This is a genomic window from Bacillus sp. B-jedd (genome assembly GCF_000821085.1).
Taxonomy (GTDB): domain Bacteria; phylum Bacillota; class Bacilli; order Bacillales; family Cytobacillaceae; genus Bacillus_D.
Map to the genome: position 1 here is coordinate 2,316,303 of NZ_CCXR01000001.1, position 22,306 is coordinate 2,338,608.

General features: G+C 42.8%; 25 protein-coding genes, 1 tRNA gene and 2 other annotated features (1 of these 28 running past the window's edge). Of the genes, 8 read left to right on the forward strand and 18 right to left on the reverse strand.

Going from position 1 to position 22,306, the window contains the following annotated elements; translation table 11 throughout:
* Positions 1–160 (reverse strand) — a binding site (T-box leader) (it extends 85 nt beyond the left edge of the window).
* A gap of 129 nt (positions 161–289) precedes the next feature.
* Positions 290–534, reverse strand: a binding site (T-box leader).
* Between the two features lie 56 nt (positions 535–590).
* On the reverse strand, positions 591–1,253 hold the full coding sequence (locus tag BN1002_RS11370; RefSeq protein WP_048825137.1) for an MOSC domain-containing protein: 663 nt from the start codon (positions 1,251–1,253) through the stop codon (positions 591–593).
* Positions 1,254–1,422: 169 nt separating this feature from the next.
* On the opposite strand from BN1002_RS11370, the gene BN1002_RS11375 reads away from it, so the two are divergent.
* Positions 1,423–2,694, forward strand: a complete 1,272-nt coding sequence (locus BN1002_RS11375; RefSeq protein ID WP_048825138.1) for a bacillibactin exporter BcbE — start codon at positions 1,423–1,425, stop codon at positions 2,692–2,694.
* 97 nt (positions 2,695–2,791) lie between these two features.
* A tRNA-Leu gene (locus BN1002_RS11380) sits at positions 2,792–2,875 on the forward strand.
* A gap of 57 nt (positions 2,876–2,932) precedes the next feature.
* Here the strand turns inward: BN1002_RS11380 and BN1002_RS11385 are convergent.
* The 3 genes from BN1002_RS11385 to BN1002_RS11395 are packed head-to-tail and all read right to left on the reverse strand — an operon-like array spanning position 2,933 to position 6,557.
* Complete coding sequence (locus BN1002_RS11385; RefSeq protein ID WP_048825139.1) at positions 2,933–3,505, reverse strand: DMSO/selenate family reductase complex B subunit; 573 nt, start codon at positions 3,503–3,505, stop codon at positions 2,933–2,935.
* Between the two features lie 15 nt (positions 3,506–3,520).
* Positions 3,521–5,908 (reverse strand): DMSO/selenate family reductase complex A subunit, encoded by a 2,388-nt coding sequence (locus BN1002_RS11390; RefSeq protein WP_048825140.1) that lies wholly within the window; start codon positions 5,906–5,908, stop codon positions 3,521–3,523.
* Positions 5,901–6,557, reverse strand: coding sequence for a TorD/DmsD family molecular chaperone (locus tag BN1002_RS11395; protein ID WP_048825141.1), 657 nt, complete (start codon positions 6,555–6,557; stop codon positions 5,901–5,903). Before BN1002_RS11395 ends, BN1002_RS11390 begins: the two co-directional genes overlap by 8 nt.
* Positions 6,558–6,857: 300 nt before the next feature.
* Between BN1002_RS11395 and BN1002_RS11400 the strand changes: the two genes are divergently transcribed.
* Positions 6,858–7,142: a DUF6509 family protein gene (locus BN1002_RS11400; protein WP_048825142.1), complete on the forward strand. Its 285-nt coding sequence runs from the start codon at positions 6,858–6,860 to the stop codon at positions 7,140–7,142.
* Positions 7,143–7,250: 108 nt separating this feature from the next.
* On the opposite strand, the gene BN1002_RS11405 is transcribed toward BN1002_RS11400, so the two are convergent.
* The 4 genes from BN1002_RS11405 to ku all read right to left on the reverse strand — a co-directional run bounded on the left by BN1002_RS11405 (position 7,251) and on the right by ku (position 9,766).
* Positions 7,251–7,454 carry a cold-shock protein gene (locus BN1002_RS11405; RefSeq protein ID WP_048825143.1) on the reverse strand — a complete coding sequence of 68 codons (204 nt, stop codon included), beginning with the start codon at positions 7,452–7,454 and terminating at the stop codon, positions 7,251–7,253.
* Positions 7,455–7,713: 259 nt separating this feature from the next.
* A complete protein-coding gene (locus BN1002_RS11410; protein ID WP_048825144.1) occupies positions 7,714–8,202 on the reverse strand; it encodes a metallophosphoesterase family protein in 489 nt (162 codons plus the stop codon).
* Positions 8,203–8,210: 8 nt separating this feature from the next.
* Positions 8,211–8,876, reverse strand: a complete 666-nt coding sequence (locus tag BN1002_RS11415; RefSeq protein ID WP_048827904.1) for a phosphatase PAP2 family protein — start codon at positions 8,874–8,876, stop codon at positions 8,211–8,213.
* Positions 8,877–8,935: 59 nt separating this feature from the next.
* The gene (gene ku / locus BN1002_RS11420) at positions 8,936–9,766 is read right to left on the reverse strand and encodes a non-homologous end joining protein Ku (RefSeq protein ID WP_048825145.1); all 831 of its coding nucleotides are present in this window, start codon (positions 9,764–9,766) and stop codon (positions 8,936–8,938) included.
* Positions 9,767–9,892: 126 nt separating this feature from the next.
* Between ku and BN1002_RS11425 the strand changes: the two genes are divergently transcribed.
* Positions 9,893–11,728, forward strand: a complete 1,836-nt coding sequence (locus BN1002_RS11425) for a DNA ligase D (RefSeq protein ID WP_048825146.1) — start codon at positions 9,893–9,895, stop codon at positions 11,726–11,728.
* 23 nt (positions 11,729–11,751) lie between these two features.
* Here BN1002_RS11425 and dapF read toward each other — a convergent pair whose 3' ends face one another.
* Positions 11,752–12,729, reverse strand: a complete 978-nt coding sequence (gene dapF, locus BN1002_RS11430) for a diaminopimelate epimerase (RefSeq protein WP_048825147.1) — start codon at positions 12,727–12,729, stop codon at positions 11,752–11,754.
* 64 nt (positions 12,730–12,793) lie between these two features.
* Positions 12,794–13,537, reverse strand: coding sequence for a hypothetical protein (locus tag BN1002_RS11435; protein ID WP_048825148.1), 744 nt, complete (start codon positions 13,535–13,537; stop codon positions 12,794–12,796).
* A 120-nt stretch (positions 13,538–13,657) separates the two neighbouring features.
* Here BN1002_RS11435 and BN1002_RS11440 point away from each other — a divergent pair, with 120 nt between their 5' ends.
* Positions 13,658–14,782, forward strand: a complete 1,125-nt coding sequence (locus tag BN1002_RS11440; protein ID WP_048825149.1) for an amidohydrolase — start codon at positions 13,658–13,660, stop codon at positions 14,780–14,782.
* A 303-nt stretch (positions 14,783–15,085) separates the two neighbouring features.
* Positions 15,086–15,643: a GNAT family N-acetyltransferase gene (locus BN1002_RS11445; RefSeq protein ID WP_048825150.1), complete on the forward strand. Its 558-nt coding sequence runs from the start codon at positions 15,086–15,088 to the stop codon at positions 15,641–15,643.
* A gap of 56 nt (positions 15,644–15,699) precedes the next feature.
* Here the strand turns inward: BN1002_RS11445 and BN1002_RS23285 are convergent, their stop codons facing one another.
* Both BN1002_RS23285 and BN1002_RS11450 read right to left on the reverse strand, forming a co-directional pair.
* Positions 15,700–15,912: a YflJ family protein gene (locus BN1002_RS23285; RefSeq protein ID WP_331386331.1), complete on the reverse strand. Its 213-nt coding sequence runs from the start codon at positions 15,910–15,912 to the stop codon at positions 15,700–15,702.
* A 49-nt stretch (positions 15,913–15,961) separates the two neighbouring features.
* Positions 15,962–16,735, reverse strand: a complete 774-nt coding sequence (locus tag BN1002_RS11450) for an SDR family oxidoreductase (RefSeq protein WP_048827905.1) — start codon at positions 16,733–16,735, stop codon at positions 15,962–15,964.
* A 138-nt stretch (positions 16,736–16,873) separates the two neighbouring features.
* On the opposite strand from BN1002_RS11450, the gene BN1002_RS11455 reads away from it, so the two are divergent.
* Entirely contained in the window at positions 16,874–17,320 is a 447-nt protein-coding gene (locus tag BN1002_RS11455; RefSeq protein ID WP_048825151.1) for an Hsp20/alpha crystallin family protein, read from the forward strand.
* Positions 17,321–17,350: 30 nt separating this feature from the next.
* Here the strand turns inward: BN1002_RS11455 and BN1002_RS11460 are convergent, their stop codons facing one another.
* On the reverse strand, positions 17,351–17,641 hold the full coding sequence (locus BN1002_RS11460; RefSeq protein ID WP_048825152.1) for a hypothetical protein: 291 nt from the start codon (positions 17,639–17,641) through the stop codon (positions 17,351–17,353).
* A 101-nt stretch (positions 17,642–17,742) separates the two neighbouring features.
* On the opposite strand from BN1002_RS11460, the gene BN1002_RS11465 reads away from it, so the two are divergent.
* Complete coding sequence (locus BN1002_RS11465) at positions 17,743–17,985, forward strand: hypothetical protein (protein ID WP_048825153.1); 243 nt, start codon at positions 17,743–17,745, stop codon at positions 17,983–17,985.
* 66 nt (positions 17,986–18,051) lie between these two features.
* On the opposite strand, the gene BN1002_RS11470 is transcribed toward BN1002_RS11465, so the two are convergent.
* From BN1002_RS11470 to BN1002_RS11485, 5 genes are all read right to left on the reverse strand, one after another.
* Positions 18,052–18,876 carry a hypothetical protein gene (locus BN1002_RS11470; protein ID WP_148362767.1) on the reverse strand — a complete coding sequence of 275 codons (825 nt, stop codon included), beginning with the start codon at positions 18,874–18,876 and terminating at the stop codon, positions 18,052–18,054.
* A gap of 106 nt (positions 18,877–18,982) precedes the next feature.
* Positions 18,983–19,159: a DUF2188 domain-containing protein gene (locus BN1002_RS24065; protein WP_197072789.1), complete on the reverse strand. Its 177-nt coding sequence runs from the start codon at positions 19,157–19,159 to the stop codon at positions 18,983–18,985.
* A 37-nt stretch (positions 19,160–19,196) separates the two neighbouring features.
* Positions 19,197–20,150: a CobW family GTP-binding protein gene (locus BN1002_RS11475; RefSeq protein WP_048825154.1), complete on the reverse strand. Its 954-nt coding sequence runs from the start codon at positions 20,148–20,150 to the stop codon at positions 19,197–19,199.
* 3 nt (positions 20,151–20,153) lie between these two features.
* Complete coding sequence (locus BN1002_RS11480; RefSeq protein ID WP_048825155.1) at positions 20,154–20,558, reverse strand: hypothetical protein; 405 nt, start codon at positions 20,556–20,558, stop codon at positions 20,154–20,156.
* Between the two features lie 180 nt (positions 20,559–20,738).
* Positions 20,739–22,151, reverse strand: coding sequence for a lmo1851 family serine protease (locus BN1002_RS11485; protein WP_082036375.1), 1,413 nt, complete (start codon positions 22,149–22,151; stop codon positions 20,739–20,741).
* Positions 22,152–22,306: the final 155 nt, after the last annotated feature.

The following is a 22,306-nucleotide window of genomic DNA, read 5'->3' on the forward strand; positions in this document are numbered from 1 at the left end:
GATACCCTATCCTTTTAACGGCGGAAACCCGTGTTTCCCTACTCTAATTCAGGAAACCTCTCGCAAGCCCATTCAACTTTTCACCCTTTACCGGTTCCCACCATCCCCGGCTCTCTATAAAAGGATATAAAAGCCTACTCCCCTTGCTCAGCGATTTAATTCATTCTGTTAAATAAATACTTAGGCCATATCCACTTTTGGAGCTCTGCTTCGAGGGCGCTTAGCCAATTAAAGGTTCGACCAACACTTTTTCCAACATGCCGAGAAAAACAAAAAGGGCCCCTGTCCAAAAAAGGACGGGAGACCCGTGGTGCCACCTTCGTTGACTGTAATACAGCCCGCTTATCCGTATCTGCCATTGTTGGTTAATACGTGCCTGATATAACGATCTGGCAGATCGCCTGAGCCTACGCCCATACGGGTTCGGTCAGGAAGCTCGGAAGTCCATTCACATATACTTTAACACTGATTCGCACCTGCCATCAGCTCTCTTAAGTTTCCGTATATGCTACTACTCTTCGTCAATGCTTTTTTATTGTTATGAAGTATTGTTAATTATAATAATGCTGAATTTTCTGATTGTCAATCAATTAAATAGATTCTTTCATAATATTTTTAGCCATGATACTTTCAAGCTTCTGGCGCCATTCATCCGACAGCTCTTTCACTTCAAGTATTTTACGGACTGTATTTTCATCTGCATTTTGATGGAGAACAGCTGATGCTGCAGTAAAAACAGTGATGGATGAAGCATGGCTCTGCAAAAGAATGATTTCCGAATTACGGTTTATGTACCCTTCTTCTAGTACGCGGAAGAAAACTCCTGTCAGACATGTTTCATAAACCTTTCCTAAAAGCGATTCAATGGAATTAAATTTTGAAATAGTTGAGCAAGGCACTCTTCCCTGCGCGACCTGGACGGTCGCTTCACCTATTTTAAAAATGTCCCCAATGCAAACTTCACTTTCAAGTAATCCTGATGAAGTAATATTCTCTCCAAACGCGGGAAGGATTAATTTATTCCCAAATTCACTTTCCCACTTTGCGTAATGCTCGAATGGATAAAGGCAAAGCGCCCTGTCAGGGCCACCATGAAAATCATGATTGGCAACATCATCTCCCATGATCCCTTCCTTTGACAGGAATGCCTCATCAACTGGCTGCTTGCCAATGGCTGATTTATATTCCTTGCCTCTCCAGGAATGGCTTTTTGGTATTCCGGCAGATAATTCAATAATTTTACCACGCAGCATCTTATTCCGCCTCCACAGCTTTCAATTAAAAGGATAAATTCTTTTTACTACATTTCTTGTGATTGGTAAATAGTAATGATACAGCAATCCTTTAGCGGAGGCAAAAATTCAGAATTATTCTCCTAGGAAATATTATTGCAAATTTGTCGAAAAGGCGGTTCAGCTTATTATGGATTTCAGCGAAAAGCTTTGCCAGGCGCCAGCAGAAAATGACTCAAAAAAATCCGCTTCGATTGCAAAGCAAAAATGGGCCATTTTATCCATATCTTCCATCCCGCTTGTGATGACTTTGGGAAACTCCATGTTGATTCCCGTTCTTCCGGCGATGGAAAAGGAACTAAATATATCCCCCCTCCAAACGAGCATGATTATTACTGTGTACTCTATAGTCGCCATTTTTCTCATCCCTGTCGCCGGTTATCTTTCGGACCATATTGGCAGAAAAAAAGTCATTATTCCCAGCCTGTTCATTACTGGCATTGGCGGCTTGATCTCCGCCTGGGCATCCTGGAAGGCAGCTGATGCCTATTGGATCATTTTGGCCGGGAGGGCTTTGCAGGGAGTCGGGGCTGCGGGGGCTGCACCAATTGTCCTCCCACTGGTAGGTGACATGTTTAAACGCGAAGATGATGTGAGCAGTACTCTTGGCGTTATCGAAACTTCTAATACTTTCGGAAAAGTGCTCAGCCCTGTCCTTGGCGCTTTTCTCGCGGGAATACTCTGGTTTCTTCCGTTTTTATTAATTCCTGTTTTTTGTGCCATTTCAATCTTGATGATGATTTTTTTAGTTAAATGCCCGAAAGCAGAAGAAAAGCCCATCCCTTTTAAAACATTTTTTAAAAATGTAAAAGATACTTTTACCCAAAAAGGCCGATGGCTTTACGCGATTTTTTTTATTGGCGGTATTTTAATGTTCGTTCTTTTTGGAATCCTCTTTTATTTATCGGAGGTTTTTGAAAAGGAAATGGGATTTAAGGACATCAAAAAAGGGCTATTACTCGCACTTCCTTTAGGGGCCCTCTGTCTCTCTTCCTTCATAACAGGGAAAATCATCAAAAAAAATAAATTGCTTATGAAATGGATGATCTTAGCCGGCATTTTAATGGCTGGGGGAGCGATTGCTGCTCTGTACTTTTCAGAAAGGCTTTGGTTTTTGCTTACGATGTTTACAATTTGCGGCGTTGGAATAGGGGTTTGCCTACCATCGCTTGATGCATTGATCACAGATGGCGTAGAAAAAAAGGAGCGCGGGACCATTACATCAATCTACAGTTCGATGCGCTTTATTGGTGTAGCGGCTGGACCTCCTGTCATTGCCCTATTGATGAAGAAATCGGAAGGATGGATTTTTATACTTCTGAGCGGCGTCTGCCTCATATCTGCTCTTATTACATTATTGAAAATAAGGCCAGGAAATAAAGAACAAAAAAGTAAAGAATAGAGCAGCGTCCGCTGCTCTTTTCCAATTTCACGGTCCATTATAAAAAAATCTATACATTACACAAAATAATATGTTATAGTATAAAAGCAATTGATTTGCGGGTGTGGCGGAATCGGCAGACGCGCTAGATTCAGGTTCTAGTGGGGGCAACCCCGTGGAGGTTCAAGTCCTCTCATCCGCATCAAAAAGTCCCAGGCATATGCCGGGACTTTTTTTATGCTTTTCAGCCATTGAGTTATTAAAGCGCATCTCTATGAGGAGTGATCACCAAATTCGGCTGGGTGATGGCTGAACTGGGCATTCCTTTTACATCACTAACCGTACCGTACTTTTTACGCAATTCCTCAATTGGGCCAAAATCAATGGCTCTCATGATACATGTTGAAACACATACCGGGTCTTCCCCTTTTTCCTGCAGGTCAAGACAAAAATCACATTTATTCGCTTTAAATACTTTTTCATTATATTGTGGGGCGCCGTAAGGGCAAGCGGAAACACAGAATTTCGTTCCCCGGCATTTATCCTGGTCAATGACCGTGATCCCATCTTCTTTCCGCTTTATGATTGCCCCGGTCGGGCAGATGGGGACACATTTAGGTTGGGTACAGTGATTGCATGATATCGAGAAATAAAAAGCTTTGATATTATGGACAATCGCTGTTCCTTTTTGAATATAAGACCCTTCCTCATATGCGTAGACTCTCCGGAAATTTTGGCCGACCTCAAGCTCTTTTTTATCCTTGCATGCGACTGTGCATGCCTTACATCCCGAGCAAAGGCTTTGATTAATATAAAATCCCATTTGTGCCAATGAAATCCCTCCTCTCTATGCTTTTTGTACCTCGACAAGATTCGTTTGCTGTGGGTTTGCTTTTGCAAGTGGTGTCGGCCTTTGATTTGTCAGGACATTGATTGATCCGCGTTGATCGATTCCGTTCATGTCAGGCGTATACCACGCACCCTGTGGAATTGCGGCGACTCCCGGCAAGATCCGATTTGTCACCTTAACAGGAATATAAATCATCCCTCTGCCATTAAATACTTTTGCCCGGTCGCCATCCTTCAGGCCACGAGCTGCTGCATCCCTGGGATTCATCCACATTTCCTGCCGGGCGGCTTCTTCAAGCCATGGGTTGTTATCGTGAGTGGAATGGCAGCGGCGTTTATAATGCCAGCTGATTAATTGCAAAGGATATTTTTCCTTAAGCGGGTCTGCTGGACCTTCCCACGCGGGTACATACTTGGCAAAAGGCGGAATGACATCATGCTTGTTCATATCCCAAAGAGCCTTTGAAAAGAGTTCAATTTTGCCTGATGAAGTCTCAAAAGGATTGTTTTTTGGGTCCTCGATTTGTTTCTGGAAACCGATGAGCGGTTCATCGAATGTAAAATGATGAATACCCTTTTTCCTGAAATCTTCAAATTCCGGGAAGCTTGGATCAAGCTCATCTCGGGTGCGCTGGATACTGACTTTCACCCAATCGAGCATTGTTTTCCCTTCGGTAAATGCCTCCTTAAGACCAAAATGTGCGGCTATATCAGCAAAGACATCATATTCATTGCGGCACTCATACAGTGGATCAATGGCCTTTTCACCGAAAACCACGTAGTCACCGAAGCACCATGGGACGCCTATATCCCATCGTTCAAAAAAGCTGGTTCCTGGGAGCAAGATATCCGCATACTTGGCGCTTGGGGTCATGAACAGGTCACTGACGACAATGAATTCCACTTTTGACTCATCTTCCAGCAATTTTGTCGTTTTGTTTATGTCAGAGTGCTGATTAACAAGCATATTTCCGCCAATATTAAAAATTAATTTAATATTGGATGGCAGTTTTTCAATGCCCAGCAAACCGTCTTCCTCGGTCAATTCCGTTCCGCGTTCGACTGCTTCAGTCCATAGGAAACAAGGGATTGTCGCTTTTACTGGGTTTTCATAAGTTATTGGAGAAACAATACCTGACCTGGACCAATAGCCTGTACCTGCCGCCCAGCCGCCAAGCTTTCCTACATTCCCCGTCAGACAAGCAAGCTGGGCCCCGCCGCGCATGATCTGTTCCCCATAAGCGTGACGCTGAGGTCCCCACCCTTGCAGCAGTGCAGCCGGTTTGATTGTGGCATAATCTCGTGCGATTTCCGTGATTTTCGAAGCCGGTACGGAACAAATTTTTTCCGCCCATTCCGGCGTCTTAGGAATACCATCGGATTTACCAAGAAGATAATCCTTTAAATTCTCATTTTTCGGGACCCCTTCAGGCATATGGGCGCTATCAAAACCGATACAGAATTTATCAATGAATTCTTTATCGTACAAATTTTCCGTGACCATGACATAGGCCATTGCATCCATCATTGCATTGTCCGTAGTCGGCAGGATGGGAATCCATTCATCCGCAAATGCGATGGCTGTGTCAGTATATCTTGGATCAATCACGATAATCTTTGCTCCATTTTCCTTGGCCTTCCTCAAATAGGTTGTATACGGAGTTGAGAAAATGTTTTCGGAGGGATTGTGGCCCCATAGAATGATATATTTGGAATGAAGGAAGTTATCAAAACTGGAACCAGAGTCATTTGTGCCGTACGTATATGGAGTCGCCACGTTTCCGGCTCCTGAGCTATAATCATTCCGATATCCTAAAAAGCCGCCCGTCATCGCAAGCAGTTTCCTGGCCATATTCCTGCCGCCGAATAGGCCCCACGACTGGCCGGACGCATAATTTACATATCTCGATTCAGGACCATATGTATCTCCGGTCCGCTTCATTTCTTTCGCAATCGTTTCAATGGCTTCTTCCCAGGAGATCCTTTCAAACTTTCCTTCTCCCCGTTTTCCGACTCTCTTCATTGGATATTTAAGCCTGTCAGGATGATAAAGCATTTTTTTATAGCCCCGGCCCCTTATGCATGCCCGCATTTGGGGGGAAAGTACCAAATCCTCGTTTGTATCTGTACTGATTCTAGTGACAACTCCGTCTTTTATATGCGCTTTGATGACACATCTCCCTCCACAGTTATTAATACTGCAAGTGGAGATGATTTTTTCGGGCGTCTGTGCCTCGGTTTGTTTCGTTATGGCTTTTTTGTTGATCAGCTGACTTGCCCCGGCTCCGCCAAGGACTAATGGAATTCCAATGCCTCCTGACCACTTTAAAAAGGTTCGCCTTTTAAATCGGGTATCCAACAGACTGTCTTTACTATTTTTAGTCATCGGCCATTCCCTCCATAAGTTCCTTAACATATTGCATATCGCTAGTGATAAAGTCTGCTGCAAGATATGCTGCTCCGCTGTATAACTTGCTCTCTGTACTTTCCGCCAGCATTTCCCCGAACTGCTTAACCCAATTTCCAAGATGTTGCATTAAAAATTCGTTTTGCTTTTTTAAGTAGTGGGCAATTTGGTGTTGATCAGACTGTTTCGTGCTTTGAGAGATTAAATGAAGCATGAACTCAATTTCGAGTAAAAGATGGTCATCAGGCTCGTTGTTTTCCTTCTCATAAATCAAGTCCTCACCATGATAATGTTCCCTCACCTTATACATTGCTTCATCAAACAAGTTTTGTTCGCTACTCGTATAAAAAGATTCCCAGGGCGGTGCTGGCAAAGATCCCGGACCTATGAAAAGCCGGGAAAATTCAACCCTTTCAGCTAATAAATCAGCAGGTGAAGTAAAAAACTCCTTAAGCAGCAGGCCGCCCCTCCCCAATTCCCCAAGACTCTCAACATTACCAAATTGATTGAACGAATCAATTGAACGGGAATCGAGCGGTGCGGAAAACAACCAATGCAATAACTGATATAAATTCCATCTTGCCTCCATTAATTCAGAAACACTGCATTCTTCTTTCAAAAGTGCCAATAGCCTCACTCCATTTGTCAATGTACTCACATATTAACAAAGCCGATATTCTCTAATTTAAATGAAAATTTTTACACAATTTTTTCGCTAGATTCAGCTTAATATTAACAATTTTATCCTTTGCTGGGTATTGTTTGTTCAAAGTTTCACATATTGTTCCTAATTTGCTTGCTGTCCCCGCCTTAAGTTCGCCTTAAACACAAGCTCCTTTATTACATGCTTGATTTGTGGTATTTTTATAAGGAGTTCAGTAAAAAAATTAAAATATGCTAATTGTTTTATTAGGAGGCTGCACACCGAATGGAAATTACCGGTCATAGCGTGGAATATCTTGAAGACCCGTTTGGTTTATTAAAAGGGGAAAGATTTGAGTTTTTGCTTGATATCAGCGTCGATGAAGAGGACGAGCTATATTCCGAACTAGGCACCGGGCTGCGGATTATCTTATCTGTAGAAGATGGACAGCAAAAAATTGTCCAATATAATTTTTTTGAAAAAGAATCCGGTAAAGTCCTTGACTTTGAACTTGAGGAAGACGAAGAGGAAATGGTTTTACAGTATTGCAAAAACAATGCTGATGCATAATAAAGGCACTTACCAATGAAAAAGGCGCAGGGAAAGGATTCCCGGCACCTTTTTTTTGTTGTCAATATTGAAAGATTTAATAAATGCCCAGCTAAGATGCTTTCACTCTTAGATATACCGTTTGCTTGTATTGGCCACTACCTGCAGTTCCCGTGTGGTTTTTTGCATTTCACTTTTGCATAAAGGGCATGCGGGAGTATCCGTGCTTTTAAAGTTATCCCTAATCCAGGCATTGCACCCTTCAGCGGTACATTCCCATATGTCCGTTTCTTCCATCACGATTTCTTCAAGATTCCTTCTGCCAAACGCCATCCCAGGCACCTCCAAGAATTTTTTTACAGAGTGGCATGAAAGCCCGCTCCGTCTCAGGGTTTCTTTCTGACCCAAACCGGATGTCCCTGAATTAAAAATCACCGTTATAAAAAGGACATGCTTTGCCACTCTTCATAAACGGTGAGCCGAAATATTATTGCTTATTCCATTATACACTAAATTGAGTGTTTGGTCTAATAGTGGAAAACTGCTTTGCCCATAAATCTGCGAAATTGAGCAGGTTCTTTTCAATCATATTTTAAAAATAGATGTGCTTTGCATCGAGCTTTGCCCCAGAAGCATCTATTACTCCGTACGAATAGTGTTGTTGGCGCCGTTTATCTGTCGGGGAGCCGGGATTGAACAAAAGGATACCCTCCGAATACTTCATGACCGGAATATGCGAATGGCCGTAGATAATGCAGTCAACCTGATCGCCGAGGAATGTTTCGAACGCCCTTCTCTCTGTTGTTTTCCCAGTGCCATGTCCATGAACAATTCCAATTGAAAAGCTTCCTGCCTGGATAATTTTTTTTGCGGGAAACATATTTTTCATCTCTTCATCATCGACATTCCCGTGGACGCCTTCCACTCTTGCAAAATCAGAGAGCATGGAAAAGACGCTGGAATCTTGCCAATCCCCTGCATGGATGATTAAATCCGCAGTTTTTAAATCCTGAATTAGGCAGGAGGGCAATTCTTTTGCTTTTTTAGGCATATGGGTGTCAGATAGTACAATGATTTTCATTCCGGAATCTACCCTTCCTTTACCTCATGTCTTTTCTCTAAGAAGTTAAATAGGATTATGCATATGGTCAGCCAGGCTCCGCCCGCCGCGAATCCTCCTATGATATCGCTTGGAAAGTGGACGCCTAAGTAAATTCTGCTGATCCCCACAAATAATATCAACAAAAGAAAGAGCACTGGCCCTCCGAACTTCATTAAACCTTTTTTGGCAAAATGAAAAATAAGGTAGGCGACAGCCCCATAGAATATCATCGAGCCCATCGCATGCCCGCTAGGGAAACTGAACCCCTGCTCCACGATTAAAGGTTCTATATCTGGCCTTTGCCTCTTAAATAATGATTTAAGGAAAATATTAAACAATGAACCAACTCCAGAAGAGATGCCAATGAACAGGCCTGCTCTCCACTTCTTCAAAAAAATGAGCAGCGCCATTAAGGCAATGACGGAGCCTGTCACCCAAGGAATCGAGCCAAGCATCGTCATAAACAGCATTAGTTTAGTCAGATGGGGGGAAATGTTACCCTGGATATAAACAATGATATGGCTGTCAAATATCTCCAGTTCATTTTCTCTTAGTTCTTCTGCTATTTCCACAAATGCATATAAAAAAAGGAATAGGACAATCCCTGCCAATCCTATATACGAAAAAGCCACTTTCATCAATTTTTTCTTCATATAAAATTCCACCCTCATCCGATTTTCATAGGCCGGAACCTGACAGGCCCGGCCCTTTTTCATGCTTGTTTTTTCGTTTTCGCTGCTGCCTTTTTCCGCGATCCCGCCGCTTTTTTTGGTTTAGTTCTATCAATGGAGGCCTGCAGCGCAGCCATCAAATCTGTTACGTTCGAAGGTTGTTCTTTCGCGGCCGGTGCGACAACCTCACGCCCGGCACGCTTCGCTTCAATAAGCTCTAGCAGAGCGGTTCTGTAATCATCGGTGTACTTTTCAGGCACAAATTCAGTTGTCAGCTGATCAATCAATAAAATGGCTGTTGCCAGTTCCCTTTCGGTCACCTTATCCCCCTCAGGAACATTAGGTACGTCACTTGCTTTCCTGACTTCATCAGGATAATGGATTGTCTCCATGATCAGCGTATTTTCATATACCCTGATTACCGCCAACTGTTCTTTTGAGCGAATGACAATTTTGGCGAGCCCGACTTTCTGGGAATCCTCAAGCGCCCTTTTTAGTAATGAATAAGCCTTTCCGCCTCCTTCATGCGGAGACATGAAATAACTTCTATCATAATAAATCGGATCAATTTCTTCCATTTTGACGAAATCGATAATTTCTACCGCTTTTTCCTCATTTTCTTTTTTCAGCTTTTCAAGGTCTTCATTATCCAATACCACAAACTTCCCCTTTGTATACTCATATGCCCTGACAATTTCCTCACTTTTAACTTCCCTGTCGCAGGTGGGACAAACTTTTTCGTATTTGATTGGGGTATGGCATTCATTGTGAAGCGTCCTTAGTTTTATATCACGGTCTTCAGTTGCGGCATGTAGTTTGATTGGTATATTGACAAGGCCGAAGCTAATGCTTCCTTTCCAAATAGTATGCATATCAATTCTCCATTCATTTTTCTGTTAGTTTGTGTAAAACTAACTCTTACAACACATGCAATTGAATCGGAATATAGATTTTTCTGGCAAAAATAAACCATTTTGAAAAAGAATGGGGTTTGAACGATGAAACCAATGCTTCCTGTCTTAAGTTTTGAAAAACCGGAAAGGCCCGGATGGATATATGAGGTTAAATATGACGGCTTCAGGGCGCTCCTCACCTGGGATGGCGATAATATTGAGCTTATGAGCAGAAACAGGAAACCTCTTTTACCGCAATTCCCTGAACTGGAGTTGTACCTGCGGGCAAAAATGGAAGTATTTAAGCCATTTCTTCCAGTGGTACTCGACTGCGAACTTGTCATTCTCGAAAATGAATTCAAAGCCAGCTTCAGTTCCATCCAAACGAGGGGAAGAATGAAATCTGAATCCAGGATTAATGAAGCGGCGAAAAATACTCCGGCAAGACTGATGGTTTTCGACCTGCTTGTCCATAAAGGGAAGAACGTAACGTCTTTATCTTATCTTGAAAGAAAAAAATTATTGGGACTTTTATACACTGACACCGGGCTTTCTAAAATAGCCGACCCAAGCAGTGAAGAGCTTTTGCAGTGGGTAGAACCGTTTACGGATTACAAAAAAATATGGGAAGAAGTTGTTATCCATGACGGGGAAGGAATTGTCGCGAAGGACCCAGCAGGAATATGGGAAGAAGGAAAACGGACTGAAAAGTGGATAAAATTTAAAAACTGGAAAATCGTCAATTGTTTTCTGACTGGCTACGAAAAATCAAACGGCTATTATTACTGTGGAGTTTATAAGGAGGGGGAAGTAGTTTATGTTGGCCATGTGCTGTTTGGCCTGAAGCCCGAAGAAAAACAAGCATTGTTTTCTGTCATAAAGAATAATAGGACAGGAGAAGACAACCGGTTCATCTATGTGGAACCCGCAATTTGCTTAGAAGTGAAATATCTGGAGTTATATGACAATGAACTCCGGGAGCCGCATTTCAGCCAGTTCCGGTTTGACCTGAGGCCTGAAGATTGCACCTTTGATGAATTCCTTTTCAACCAAAAAAATGTCCCTATAGAAATTGAGCTCACCCATCCAGATAAGCCAATTTGGGAAACGCCTTCCATCCGTAAAATAGACCTTGTTACTTATTTAAGAGAAGTCTCACCCGCGATGCTCCCCTTTTTGCAAAATCGGGTCTTAACGGTAATCAGATATCCGCATGGCATGTTCGGTGAAGCATTTTACCAAAAAAACTGTCCGGACTACGCTCCAAGCTTCATTGAAAGATATGATGAGGAAGGTATAAATTATATTGTCTGCAATGATTTAAAGACATTGATCTGGCTCGGGAACCAATTGGCGATTGAATACCATATTCCTTTCCATACTATTCACTCTGAAAAGGCTTCTGAGATTGTGTTTGATTTAGACCCCCCATCCATACAGGACTTTGAGATGGCGATAATTGCGGCTAAGTATATTAAAGAGGTAATGGACAGCCTGAATTTAACGGGATTTGTCAAAACTTCCGGAAATAAGGGCCTTCAAGTTTATCTCCCATTAAAGCATGATACTTATTCATTTGATGAGACCCGGCTCTTTACAGAATTCATTGCCGGGTATTTGGTGTCAAAGGCACCTGATTTATTTACTGTCGAACGGATGAAGAAAAACCGCGGCAACAGGCTTTATGTTGACTACGTCCAGCACGCCTTGGGAAAGACGATCATCGCCCCCTACTCCCCGCGCGGAAACAGGCACGCGGGAGTGGCCGCCCCGTTGCTTTGGGAGGAAGTTGAGCACGGACTTGACCCTAAGGAACTAAACCTGATTAGCGTATTAAAAAGATACAAACAGAAGGGCGACCCTTTCAAGAACTATTTCCAGGTTGGAGAATCCCAGCCTTTTGAATCTGTATTGCAATTTTTGAAATCACAAAAAAAGTGAAAAAGGAGCTCGCGGGCTCCTTTTTAACTCTCACTATTCAGAAACTTTATCACTTTTTCCTGCAGCGCCTGATACCGTTTCTGCTCTTGATAACTTTCTACCTCTTTAACGAGCTGGTCCATCGAGGTAAAATCGATTTCTGCTTCCGCCTTGTAAAGGAAAGTAGCGTTCCCTATCAATTCAATAAAATGGCCGCCATCCCTCTTCCTGACCACACACTGGACCATCCCCCCGTCGTTATAAACAGAGATTGGATGATCTGGAGTATTCAATCCGTAAAGGCAAGTTACAAGTGACGAAGCGGACATGGCCGTTCCGCAGGCGTTCGTAAAGCCGACTCCCCTTTCAAACGTCCTTACATAAATATGGCCTTCTTTAATTGGGAGAACGAAGCTTACATTGACTCCATCAGGGAATAGTTCATTCGGTCCATTCACCTTTTCACTGATACTTCTCTGAAGGCTGCCGCCAAGCTGTTCTTTTTCCACAATTGCAATAAGGTGAGGGTTAGGAACGGCCAGCGCCGTGAATTCAAGCCCTTCGTCAAGTTCAGGCAATTTCTCCTTTATTAGCTTTTCTTTATTCAGCTTAAGAGGCAAATCCTCCAATTTAAAGGATACAGGCGAAATCTCAACGTTGTAGGTAGAAACACCCGGGGCTATTTCAGGAGCTTTCCGGACAGCCAGATTGGCTTTCATTGTTTCAACGACTGCCTCTTCCTTCCCCAGCAATTCGCAAACGTAGCGCCCCGCGCAGCGAAGACCGTTGCCACACATGGATGCCTCGGACCCATCCGCGTTGAAGACCCTCATTACCGCGTCAGCCGACTCGCTTTTTTGGATAAAAAGAATCCCATCGGCTCCAGGCCCTTTGTCACGGTCGCAAAAAACCCTTGCAAGGACCGCCCTTTGGCGATCAGTTAGCCGCCCTTTGCCTGCAAGCTCGTCAACTAGCAGAAAGTCATTTCCCGAGCCATGTACTTTAATAAATTCAAACTTCAACGTCAGTTCCTCCTACTGCTTTAACATAGTAACAGAATCGCATAGAAAATTATTTTTTTCAATCCTAACGGTCCATGAAAAACTCTTTTAAAAGCATGGCAAAAAAAATAAGCTTTTCCTCTTCAGTCACGTTGTTTTCAAAATCGAGAATAGGGGAATTGGCGTTCTGAAATATAGAGCTTACTTCCACAGGCATATATCCTCTTCGAAGCCTGCACTCCACCTTGTTAATTTTTGAAATTACCTTCACATCCATAAACAGCGGCGAACTTTCTATCCTTGCAGTACCTGGCTGTCCGGCTGCTTCGACAAGCCATTGTTTCCCTTCCTTATATAAACAGCCAATATAGTCTCCGTGCGCACGAAAAACATCAATCCTCTCCGAGCGTAACCCGTAGCAGGCTTTTGCCAGCAAGTTTTCATCCCTCAACTCATAAACATGGTGATAAGCGCGAAATTCATCCGTGAAGATTTTCTTCATCTCGCCTAATTTTAATCCCTCTGGAGAAAACAGCAGCAGGCCAGGCTTCAGCTTATTTTCATAAAGGGGAAGGATTTTTGTTGTTTGAAACAAGGATCCGGGCTGACTCAAGTACCTGAAATCTGTTTTGGCACCCGCTCTCACCTTTGCCAAATGCAATTGGAAGAAGATAAAACTGACCACTAGGAAAGGGAGAATGAATACCATTAGTTTTGGATTCCCAAAAAGGATATTTGCCGCCATGAATAAACTGGCGGGAAACAGGAACAAAAGGCTAGAGTTCAAATAAGCTTCAGCGGATTCAAAGAAATAGTCGGAAATATTCATATATGCCCCTTATTGCCTTTTTTTACTATTGTATTCCAGCCCGTCCAAATCATGAATGTTATTCAGCCGACGGCCGCCTGCAAAATATGAAATGAATAAAACAATAAAGGGAGTTTTTAGATGGAGACGATATTATTAAAGAACGCCAGAGTTGTACCAGTCACAACAAAACCAATTGACCATTGCGATATTCTTGTAGAACATGGCAAAATCTCAAAAATAGGCAGAAACATCGTATTAGAAAATGATGTAGTGACAATAGATTGCGCCAATCGGCATTTACTACCTGGTTTTATTGATGTACACACTCATTTAGGCCTTTATGATGAAGGCACCGGATGGCCTGGCAACGATGCCAATGAGACAGTCGAGCCAATTACTCCCCATGTCAGAGCGATCGATGGGGTTTACCCTCTAGATTCTTCCTTCACGGATGCCCTCCGCCATGGTATTACTACCGTACATATCATGCCTGGCAGCTCCAATGTCATTGGGGGGACTACCGCGGTTATTAAAACGGCTGGAAAAAACATCTCCGATATGGTCATTAATCCTCTTGCTGGACTGAAAATTGCTCTGGGTGAAAATCCGAAAAGAACCCATAGCAGCGGAAAAAATCAGTCGCTGACGAGAATGGGAATAATGGGTCTTTTGCGGGAAGCATTTTATAAGGCAGGCGAAGCCCCTGATTCAACAGATATTAGGATTGTGCCAATCGTAAAAGCGCTAAATAGGGAAATTCCGGTCAGAATCCATGCACATCGAGCAGATGATATTATGACAGCGATAAGGTTCGCCTATGAATTCAATCTTGACTTGCGGATTGAGCATTGCACAGAAGGACATCTGATCGCATCAGAACTATCAGGCAGGAACCTTAAGGTTTCCGTAGGGCCAACTTTGACCCGCCGCTCAAAAGTGGAACTAAAAAATAAAAGCTGGTCAACTTATCACGAATTGACCAAAAAAGGCATAGAGGTTTCTATTACAACCGATCACCCCTATACGCCCATCCAATATTTAAATATTTGCGCTGCGATTGCCATGAGGGAAGGACTTGATGGGCAAAAGGCACTGGAGGGAATTTCAATCCTGCCAGCGAGGAATTTGGGAGTAGATAACCGGGTTGGCAGTATTGAAGCCGGAAAGGATGCCGATCTCGTACTTTGGAGCCACCACCCCTTCCATTTTATGGGCAAACCAATCTGGACGATGGTAGACGGGAAGCTTTACTGGCACAAATGATGAAAATTGGTGAAATTTATCGGAAAATCGATGAATTTTCCTGCAAAAAACCTATTTATTTTTTGCATAATATCTTGTATGATACTCTAAGTAAAAACACTTAATCCTATGATTATGTTTGCAATCAAGTCAACAACATCATATTGAATATTGTGCATTGGGAAGGCAAATGGTGCGCCACCAGTTAGACTGGTCCTAGTGGGTTCGATTCCCACCCCGAAATTTTTTTCGCAACTTAAAAAAATTTCGAGGGTGGTGGTTCCAATCCCAGGGACCGGACTGCCCTGACTGGAGGCTTTTCTTATGCTCAAAAAGCGCGAACTTGTCGATTGCCACGCTTTATATGACCTTATTGTCCATCCCGATGTCTTTCCCTTTGTCCGCCATAAGGCCAATTCATACGAAGAATTTCTTTTCCTTACGAAACAGGTTATTGAGGCTGAGGAACGGGGCGAAGTGATTTCCCGTACTATCCTTGATGAATGGGGATCACCTATCGGGACTATTTCCTTATTCGATATTGAATCCAATGCCGGTTTCCTAGGAACATGGCTTGGCAAACCGTTTCATGGTCGGGGCTACAACAATGCGGCCAAGGAAGCCTTTTTTCAAGAAGTTTTTTATGAACTTGGTCTAGAGACAGTCTTTATGCGAATCAGAAAAGCCAATATCCGTTCGATAAAGGCAGCTGAAAAGCTTCTATACACTGCGAAGGCAAATGAAACACATCCTTCCTTATACAGCCAACTGAACGCAGAAGGCGAAGTTTTTGATTTATACGAAATTTCAAAAGACCGATATACTTTCCACCTTGTCAGAAATACAGCTCCGCAGGAAGAAAGCGCCCTTATGGAAGCTTAAAAAAACTAAACCGCGTCGGCGGTTTAGTTTTTTTTGTTATTGTTAACATAATAATTTTATTGGTTACTTCGGTTGTTGTTTATTTTTTCCAGGTAAAGGTTCCTTACTTCCGCAGTTCTGTACAATTCTAGCTTTTTCAGCCCCACAGGATGTTTTTTTATACCCATCCGCTTTAGTTCACTAATATACCAACCCTTTGAACCTACATACGCCATCATCGAGCCCCCTTTTCTTGTCCATACAATGTATGCTTTAGAACAGGCAGGCATGCGGGCGGTTTAAGCAAAGCCAGAAAAAACACCCTGAAGGATGTTTTTTTTAGTTACTATAAAATTTTCCTAATACATCGAGTCCCCCGGTTACCGGAATGACGCTGCCAGTAATAAAACTCGACTGCTCCTCGGCTAAAAACGCTATGACACGCGCAATATCTTCACCGGTACCATACCTCCCTACCGGTGCGTTCGTTTCCGGATCAGCAATTGCGGCGGCTATCTCCTTTTCCTTCCATTCCGCGACAATATCGCCAGGAGAAACCATATTCGCTGTAATCCCATTTTCTGCTTCTTCCATGGCAATTGTCTTCGTAAGGGATGCAAGCCCGGTTTTCGCGGCAGCGAATGCAGAGCGATAAATCCAACCAGGCGCCGTTTCTGCCCTGTCATAACCTATCGTAATGATTCTCCCCCAACCTTTTGTCCTCATTCCAGGTAAGAGCAATTTTGAAAGGTAAAAAACCGAAGTCAGGTTTCCTGAAAAAATCTCATTCCACTCTTCATATGTATAATCCGTCATCCGTTTACGCTCATGGATATAAGGACCTGCATTATGAATGAGAATATCAACCGCCGGAAAATTCTCCTTAGCAAAAGCGGCAATTCTTTCACAGTCTTCTTTTTTGCAAATATCCCCCTGGACCAGAAGGCAATTGATCCCATACGCTTTCGTCAAGCTTGCTTTCAGTGACTCAGCTGCCTCTGTACTTGACCGATAATTAATCACGAGGTCAAAACCTTTTTTTGCAAAATGGAGAGCGGTCATTTTACCGATCCCAGTTGCTCCCCCGGTTATTAAAACTGTTTTATTTCTCACCGGCAACCCTCTCTTCCAGTCATTCCTGCTTTTTTGTTCTTATCCGCCTCGGCGGGAATCGCCAATCGGCTCATTAAACATATGATGGTAGTAAGTTAAGTATGCCATAACAAAGTTTTAAATAGAAAGGATGATATTATGTTTCCATGGGGATCTTTTCCGTTCGGCAAAAATATGGCTTCCAACCTTCAGGATATGAAGCCCGAAGCAATTGAAAAATATGTAAGGGACGCCATGGAAGCGTATTTTCCGGGACAATCCCTCAATCCCTTCCAAAGCGCTGAAACAAATGGCCAAGAATCCTCCCAAGAGGCCGGACAGTCTGAAGCTGCAATATTTAATACCCATGATTTTGTTTTTGTAAGAGTGGAAGTCCCGGAGGAACGGATGGATCATATAAGGCTGTTTCATACTTCCAGCCAATTGATCATTGAAGATTTTCCTGAACAGGGCAAAAAAAAAGTTTATTCACTTCCCTCTGTTGTCAAAAGAAAAGGGGCTTCGGCAAGCATTAGGGACGGAATACTCGAAATCAGGCTTTTAAGGGCAATAGATGTCCAGCTATCTGAAATTAGTCTGCCATAGCAGGATTAGAACCTTCCCTGCGGATTCCTATCAGTTTTCCAGAGTTTCCTTTATCTCGTCCATTATATTTGTATGGAGAACGAGTAAAGCCAGTTTTGTTCTGACGTCCAGACCGGCTTCCAAGATTCTTTTTACCGATATGTTAAATTTCTTATAACTGTCTTTCCGAATGCGGGGATGGGAATTTTCATCAAGGAGTTCCCTCCTGACAGCTTCCTTTAAAACATCTTCACTCGTCCTTTCATCTGAAATTGCCAAAAGGCGATTATTCCAGATTTTCCGGTATTCTCCGAGCAAAAAAGAATAATCTTTCTCCTCCATCAACAGCCCAACTCCTCTCCGCAATCTATCCATCTGCATTTTACATATTAACCGATTATTTTGCAAAAAATAGAGATCTAATATGATTCCAGGAGGTTATCATGTCACTCCCATTTCGTTGCCCGAATTGTAAAACAAATCGCAGCCGATTTAATATTATTGAACAGGTCCCTCATTCTGTAAAGATGGATCCGCAGACAGGTGAAATTGTGAAAGATTATCGCGAGGAGGCATTAGAACCATTCCATCTTGCTTATCAAGGCCCTGCCCAGCGTGTTCAATGCGGAGTTTGTGGTTTGATTGAGGAAGAAAGAACATTTATTAAGTTTGGACAGCTATCATGACTTCTGCCCCCTGCCAGCTAGGGGGCAGATTTTTTCTGTTATATTAAACAAAACATTCTTGCCTTTCTAAGGTAGTAAATGGTTTTTATTGAGGAAGTCAATGGAGTCTACCCTCCAGTAACCGAAGGGGGCATCTCTAAAGAGGATCATTTCTGTTTTTGCCAGCTGTTTGCCGGCGTCCTTTATGTGCCATTCAATGTCAATTGGAATTGAAATCAAAAGGTCCTCCCCCATATCTTCAGTAGGAAGGATTGGCAGTCTTGCTATTTTTACTGCTTCAATTTTATCGAAAGCAGCATCCCACTTGGCTTTATCAAGTGACAATTGCTGGACAATCCTTTTGTCATGTTCTTTTATTCCTGCGATAAAATAAGCAACGATTTCATAAGGATCAGCTTTGGCGAATAATTCATCCGTTTTTTTGGCCGCTTTATAAACCATCAGCTTGTGGGACAAATCCATTTCGCGTTTACTATGGGTGGAGCTTTTATAAAAGTGGATACAAAAATGGCCAGGAAAGTTGTTTTTGAGCGCTCCAGCTCCATGCGGCATGCCGTTCATGGACGCAGCCACAGTTCTTTTCCCATTTTGCACATAAATGGAACGCCTCTTCCAACTCCATTCATTGTTGTAAATCTTTTTCATAATTGCCGTATCTCTAGAAGTCAGTGGCTGAACATCCGCATGCCTGCTTCCCGCCCTCCTCTGTACCCGGAATTTAAGCCCTGTTTCCATATCGATAACCGTAAATTTTGCGTATTTAGGAAATAGCTTGTCGGCTGCCTCCCATGGTGCCATCTCCCCTTCATACCTTTGTGCAGAGGCAGGATAGGTAATAAAGCCAAAGTGTATAGTTATTAACAAGAGTAAGAATAATGTCTTCGTTGCCAAATTTTCCACCTCTGGTTCGCTTTACTATCACAAGTTTTCCACTCCGTGTCTTCAATCATGCAACACGCATTAAAAATGCCCCAGTCCATATAGACTAGGGCAAAAGTTATTTTTCTTCATGATTTTCAACGTATTCCCTTGCTTTATCGATCCCGATGGCAATGGCTTTTCCCTCATCATTTCCATCATCGAGCAACGCATTCGCTATTTCAATCGCTTTTTCCCTTACTTTCGGGTCGAGGTTTTTCATTGATGCGGGATAATCATTTTTTGACCAGGGCATTTTTCCCACTCCTTTAAAGGCTGTATTTACCGGTAACCTACCCCTTTAAAACGGAATGAAACCACGGGTTTTCATTTTCAAGCTCTGTCAGTTCAGTCTGGATTTTATTCCAGTCAACATTCTCGCCAATAAGGACCATATTTAGCTGGATATTCATATCTTCCTTTAAAAAAGATGGCATCCCGTATGAGTATTGAAAAAGCTCAGGATAAGGAGACCCATGAAACTTTATATAGCCTTTAATCCGGTAAATCGTATCCGGCAGGCCGCGAAGGAAATGTTCGAACCTTTCCCTGCTTACTGTAGACTGAAAAGTATGCACATACGTCCCCAGGCCAAGCGACTTTGTATTTAAAGGCTGGTAATCAGCACTTTCCTTTGTTCCGGAAGAAGTTAAGTTCCTTATGTTATGCAGCGGGACTTTAGAGTAATCTGTCAGGATACAGTTCACCTTTGGATTGATTGACTGCAGACTGATGGAGATATCTGCTTTTTCCTTTTCAGACAATTCACTGGCTTTATTGACAATAAGGCAGTCGGCATGCCGTGCTTGTTCAATAATAAGCCTTTGCAGCTGAGGACTCATTTTTGCCCGCTCAAGCCAACGTTTTCCATCAATCGTTGAAATGATTCCTTTCAGATCGATTTTATCGGCAAATAGCGGCGAGAGCATAGCATCAATGACCTCAACTGGATGGGCAGCGCCAGTCGTTTCTACATAGATGGCATCCGGCTTTTCCAGAATGAGAAGTCCCTGCATTTGGGCCTCTACCTGACCGCTCATCGTGCAGCATATACAGCCTCCGAGAAGCTCCTTTAAAGCAACATCCTCGCCAACCTCGTCTGAATCGATTGAAATATTCCCCAACTCATTCATCATGACAGCCACTTTTCTGTCATTTTTCCGTTCATCCTCGAGCAGCCTTTTTAGCAATGTGGTCTTGCCGCTGCCCAGGAAGCCTGACAAAATATAGACTTCTGCCTTCTTCATTTTCTATTCCCCTCTTGATTGGGCATCTTCCTGGTCTTCTACAATCTCATTTACCATTGCCTCTATCATACCTGATATGTCATTTATGCTTTTGTCTGTTAAATAGCCTGTCTTCTGGAACCATTCTTCCTTGCACTTCCACAATGGGATATATCCATTCGGATAATAATCAATTTCATTCTCCATACCAATTTCAATAAATGACTCATAATCATTTTCAAAGTACTCGCCTGTTTGAAGCCTCTTCCCTTTTTTAGAACGAATAAGCTCAAGGACTAATTTTTGGTCTCGCAAATCGAAATAAGGCTGGAATTTCCCCTGGAGTGTTTCGCATAAATTTTCACAAGCTCGTTCCATTTCCAAAATCCTCTCCCGGAGCTGATCATCAAAATGGATTAATTGTTCCAATCATTTTCACCCCAATGTACACTGTTGTTTCAGCCGGACTCCTTGCCGGAATTACCGTTTCCATAAGTTTTGCTATCTAAGGACACATTTTATAGTATTTAACCTGTTCTTACAAACTTTTGGTTCATATGGGGCTTTTGCAGCATAACATAACCCCCGGCAGGCTGCCGGGGGTTCGTATTATTTCATTTCTTTTTTCAAAACTTCTACTGCTTTCGCCAACTGGGGATCATCCTTCATGATTTTTTCCTGAAGCTTTTCGATGACCTTTTCTGTTGTCTTTCCTGTGAAAACTCCTGATTGCGGAAGATTATTGGCAGCCTGGAATTTCTTCACCTGTTCCACTGTTTGATCATCGTAAAAACCGTCTGTCCTTCCAGGATTATAACCAAGCGCTGAAAGCATCTGCTGGGCGGTTTTTACCTCGTTCGATGAAGTTCCTTGCTTCAAATCAAGCTTTGGATCCAAGTAAGGAAGATTATAATAATCTGGCAAGTCTACTTTGTAATCTGGCTCGATCCCTTTTTTATGGATCCAATTTCCTTTTGGTGTCAGCCATTTTGCAGTGGTGAATTTGACGTTCGATCCGTCCGGGAAATCCTGGGCGGTTTGGACAGTGCCTTTCCCGAAAGACTTCTGGCCGACGAGCGGAACATCAGCCGATTCTTTTACTGCGCCAGCCAATATTTCGGATGCACTCGCACTTCCGCTGTCAATCAGGACGACTAGTGGGAAATCGGCATTTCCCTTATGTTCCGACTTATATTCTTTTATGTTGCCATTCCGGTCTTCAACCTTGAAAAGAATTTTTCCTTCAGGAACGAACATGCTCGATATGGCAACTGCCTGGTCAAGCAGGCCTCCAGGATTTTGGCGTAAATCAAGGACTAGCCCCTTCATACCTTTTTTCTGCAACTCATTTAATTTATCGGCCAATTCCTTGGATGAATTGGTCGAAAAAGTGGTGATTTGGACTTTGGCGATTCCGTCACCAATCATCTCTCCGTGGACTGTCTCCACCGGGATTTCGTCACGGATAATTGGAATCTTGATTGTTCCTTCAACCCCAGGCCTTTGGATGGTCAGTTCTACCTTTGTGCCCTTTTCTCCCCTGATCAGCATGACTGCTTCAGTTGAAGACATTCCTTGTATACTTTTCCCATCAACCATGAGAACAACATCTTTAGGTTTCAGGCCCGCTTTTTCAGCTGGAGATCCTTTAAGTGGGGAAACAATGACGATATGGCCATCCTTCTCCTGGATTTCTGCCCCTATGCCTTCAAACGAGGAGGAGACACTGTGGTGGAATTGCTTCGCGGCTTCTTCATCCATATAGGCTGAATATGGGTCATTGAGCGATTGGACCATGCCGTTGATAGCCCCGTTAATGACTTTGCTTTCATCGAGATCTTCATAATAGCCTTTCTTCAATATATCGTAGGCCTTATACAGCTTTTGGAATTCTTCCCGGTCTCCGTTTCCGCCAATGACGACCGGATGTGTTTCTTTGCCAAAGGATAGAGCAAAAGCTGTTATTCCAACTGATAAAAAAACAAGGATGACAAGAAGCAAAATAAAATTAAATCTCTTCATCCTTACTTGAGGAGGCTGTTTTTTAGGCTCCTGCTCTATTTTCTGCTCCTGTTCCTCTACATGATTCTGTTCATCCACAGCTTTCACCTTCTACCGTTTAATAAAGTCATTTTTTCCTTACAATCTAGAATACCATCTTTTTAAAAGGATGGACA

Excerpts from the sequence above, each read along its gene's own strand:
- BN1002_RS11415 (WP_048827904.1), bottom strand. The coding sequence starts at position 8,876 with ATGAAGAAAAAATTGATGAAAGTGGCTTTTTCGTATATAGGATTGGCA.
- BN1002_RS11375 (WP_048825138.1), top strand. The coding sequence starts at position 1,423 with ATGGATTTCAGCGAAAAGCTTTGCCAGGCGCCAGCAGAAAATGACTCA.
- BN1002_RS11390 (WP_048825140.1), bottom strand. The coding sequence starts at position 5,908 with ATGACTAAAAATAGTAAAGACAGTCTGTTGGATACCCGATTTAAAAGG.
- BN1002_RS11440 (WP_048825149.1), top strand. The coding sequence starts at position 13,658 with ATGGAGACGATATTATTAAAGAACGCCAGAGTTGTACCAGTCACAACA.
- BN1002_RS24065 (WP_197072789.1), bottom strand. The coding sequence starts at position 19,159 with ATGCCCTGGTCAAAAAATGATTATCCCGCATCAATGAAAAACCTCGAC.
- BN1002_RS11465 (WP_048825153.1), top strand. The coding sequence starts at position 17,743 with ATGTCACTCCCATTTCGTTGCCCGAATTGTAAAACAAATCGCAGCCGA.
- BN1002_RS11425 (WP_048825146.1), top strand. The coding sequence starts at position 9,893 with ATGAAACCAATGCTTCCTGTCTTAAGTTTTGAAAAACCGGAAAGGCCC.
- BN1002_RS11410 (WP_048825144.1), bottom strand. The coding sequence starts at position 8,202 with ATGAAAATCATTGTACTATCTGACACCCATATGCCTAAAAAAGCAAAA.
- BN1002_RS11455 (WP_048825151.1), top strand. The coding sequence starts at position 16,874 with ATGTTTCCATGGGGATCTTTTCCGTTCGGCAAAAATATGGCTTCCAAC.
- BN1002_RS11405 (WP_048825143.1), bottom strand. The coding sequence starts at position 7,454 with ATGGCGTTTGGCAGAAGGAATCTTGAAGAAATCGTGATGGAAGAAACG.
- BN1002_RS11445 (WP_048825150.1), top strand. The coding sequence starts at position 15,086 with ATGCTCAAAAAGCGCGAACTTGTCGATTGCCACGCTTTATATGACCTT.
- BN1002_RS23285 (WP_331386331.1), bottom strand. The coding sequence starts at position 15,912 with ATGCCTGCCTGTTCTAAAGCATACATTGTATGGACAAGAAAAGGGGGC.
- ku (WP_048825145.1), bottom strand. The coding sequence starts at position 9,766 with ATGCATACTATTTGGAAAGGAAGCATTAGCTTCGGCCTTGTCAATATA.
- BN1002_RS11460 (WP_048825152.1), bottom strand. The coding sequence starts at position 17,641 with ATGGAGGAGAAAGATTATTCTTTTTTGCTCGGAGAATACCGGAAAATC.
- BN1002_RS11400 (WP_048825142.1), top strand. The coding sequence starts at position 6,858 with ATGGAAATTACCGGTCATAGCGTGGAATATCTTGAAGACCCGTTTGGT.
- BN1002_RS11475 (WP_048825154.1), bottom strand. The coding sequence starts at position 20,150 with ATGAAGAAGGCAGAAGTCTATATTTTGTCAGGCTTCCTGGGCAGCGGC.
- BN1002_RS11485 (WP_082036375.1), bottom strand. The coding sequence starts at position 22,151 with ATGAAGAGATTTAATTTTATTTTGCTTCTTGTCATCCTTGTTTTTTTA.
- BN1002_RS11435 (WP_048825148.1), bottom strand. The coding sequence starts at position 13,537 with ATGAATATTTCCGACTATTTCTTTGAATCCGCTGAAGCTTATTTGAAC.
- BN1002_RS11370 (WP_048825137.1), bottom strand. The coding sequence starts at position 1,253 with ATGCTGCGTGGTAAAATTATTGAATTATCTGCCGGAATACCAAAAAGC.